A 2,125-nucleotide genomic window follows, 5' to 3' on the forward strand; every position below is an offset into this window, starting at 1 on the left:
GTGTACCGTCGCCCATTCTCCTCAGATACCAATCCAGAAGCTGTCGGAGGCTGGAAGATACCTCTGCTCTCAGCCGCCTGGCTCATGCGGCACGAGTTCCATGTCGGCGGGGCGAGTTCCCTCAACTTACGGGGACATACTCATTACCTCTCGTTCGGCAGCGAATTTGCCCTCTATCTCTATGGATCCGATGTCCCGACATGGCTGTCGAAGTTGCGGACGGACGCCGATGTCAAGACCAGGAGCAACGTCCTGTTCGGCGAAGGGGCGACGGGCGTCGAAAACGCTGATTTCGACCTTTCCAACGACGAGGATCCAGAGCTGGTACAAAGCCCATGGCGCTGGCCAATTCCGCTGTCCTCACCCGAGCGCGCGATCCTCGAAATGCTAGACGAAGTCCCAAAGGGCGAAAGCTTCCACAAGGTGGACGTGGCGTTCGAGAGCCTTGCGAATCTGCGCCCGAGATTATTGACGACACTCCTTACCCTATGCCGAAGCGTAAAAACCAAGCGCCTCTTCTTCGTGTTTGCTGACAAGCACAATCACGCCTGGCGCCGGCACATCGACGTCTCCTCCGTCGATATCGGCAAGGGCGACCGGGCGCTGACCCCGGGGGGCAGGCTGCACCCCATCTATCGCATCACAGTCCCAAATGACTTGATGCCAAAGGAGGCCCCATATGGCCCGTGACCGATACATGCGCCAGGTCGACCTCCTGGTGCGGATCCTTCCATTCATCGCCCGCCACGAGGCCTTCGCCCTGAAGGGTGGAACGGCGATCAACCTCTTCTATCGCGATATGCCGCGGCTCTCTGTCGATATCGACCTGACCTATCTGCCGATTGAGGATCGCGAAACGACGCTGAAAAATATCGACACGACACTGGAGCACATCCGCGAAGACTTGATGGGCAACCTGCGCGGCTTGAACGTCCAGAGGATCGCCGGCGGCGGCAACAATGATACCCGCCTCCTGGTCCGGCAGGGCAACGTTGAAATAAAAGTGGAGACTTCTCCTGTCGCGAGAGGCACCGTTCATACGTCGGAACGACGCCGGGTGAGCGAGAAAGTCGAGGACGTCTTCGGGTTCGCTGAGATGCAGGTCGTCTCGTTTGAGGACCTGTTTGGTGGGAAGCTGCATGCGGCGGTTGACCGACAGCACCCACGCGACCTGTTCGACGTCAAGCTGCTCTATGAAAACGAGGGATTGACCGACGGGCTGTTTCGGACCTTCCTGATTTATGTCGCAAGTTCCGGGCGGCCGCCCCATGAGCTGGTTAGGCCCTCGCTTGCAGCGCTGGAAGAGGCATTCGTCAAAGAGTTCGAGGGAATGACGACGCAGCCCATCAGCCTAGATGAGCTGAAAGCCGCAAGAGAGCAACTGACGACGGATCTTCGTGCACGGCTCGACGACGACGCCATGCGCTTTCTGCTTTCACTCCACAACGGCAAACCAGATTTCGACGCCATCGGGTTGCCGCAAGCGGCTGATCTGCCGGCCGTCCGCTGGAAGATTCTCAACCTCGAGAAGCTGAAGGCGCAGAACCCAGAAAAACATGCCGAGCAACGGCGAGAGATCGAGGGGCTTCGGTCAACGACCAGGGGACAATCCTGATGCTCCAGTTCGACGGTAATTGGCGTTTTGACAGTCCCGGGCCAATAGAGCCAGCAGTTCAACAGGCTTTTCGCGATCTCATCAACCGCATTTGTTGACAGGGACAGCGGAAGCCCATCCTCGAACATTTCAAAGCTCGCTTTTGCGCAGCCGGCGGTGCGGAGTATTGGCCTAGCACCAATGAGCGGTTCGCCTCAGAGGATCTCGACCGAGACATGACACGCGCCGGAGATAATGCCGCGATTTTCATCGAAACATTCTGGGGCGCTTGCCAAGAACTTCGCGCACGCAATCCCACAATGGTGATACCGGATGCCGGGCGGATCAATCAAATCCTTGCGGACGCCGACGCCGGCTATCAGCTCGATCCTCCCATACTGACCGCCACGCGCGTCCACATTCCCATCAACGTTCCGAATGCGCCTCCTTCACTTGACGTCCAGGCGCAGGCGCTCATCAACGAATCCCTTGACGCGTCCCAGCGCGCACTTAGCGACGGCAACGGCCGCC

The 2,125-nt window shown here is 58.7% G+C and carries 2 protein-coding genes and 1 pseudogene; all 3 read left to right on the top strand.

Annotation, left to right across the window (positions count from 1 at the left end; genetic code table 11):
* The coding region (locus T18_RS24195) for a type IV toxin-antitoxin system AbiEi family antitoxin domain-containing protein (RefSeq protein ID WP_323455268.1) at positions 1–690 on the top strand (690 nt) is incomplete at its 5' end.
* A 7-nt stretch (positions 691–697) separates the two neighbouring features.
* The gene (locus T18_RS24200) at positions 698–1,615 is read left to right on the top strand and encodes a nucleotidyl transferase AbiEii/AbiGii toxin family protein (protein ID WP_374189979.1); all 918 of its coding nucleotides are present in this window, start codon (positions 698–700) and stop codon (positions 1,613–1,615) included.
* A gap of 215 nt (positions 1,616–1,830) precedes the next feature.
* Positions 1,831–2,125: pseudogene (locus tag T18_RS28025) on the top strand (hypothetical protein); the annotation flags it as partial.

This window comes from Rhizobium sp. TBD182 (assembly GCF_001950375.1).
GTDB lineage: Bacteria > Pseudomonadota > Alphaproteobacteria > Rhizobiales > Rhizobiaceae > Agrobacterium > Agrobacterium tumefaciens.

Coding starts and splice junctions, on each gene's coding strand:
- T18_RS24200 (WP_374189979.1), top strand. CDS start 698: ATGCGCCAGGTCGACCTCCTGGTGCGGATCCTTCCATTCATCGCCCGC.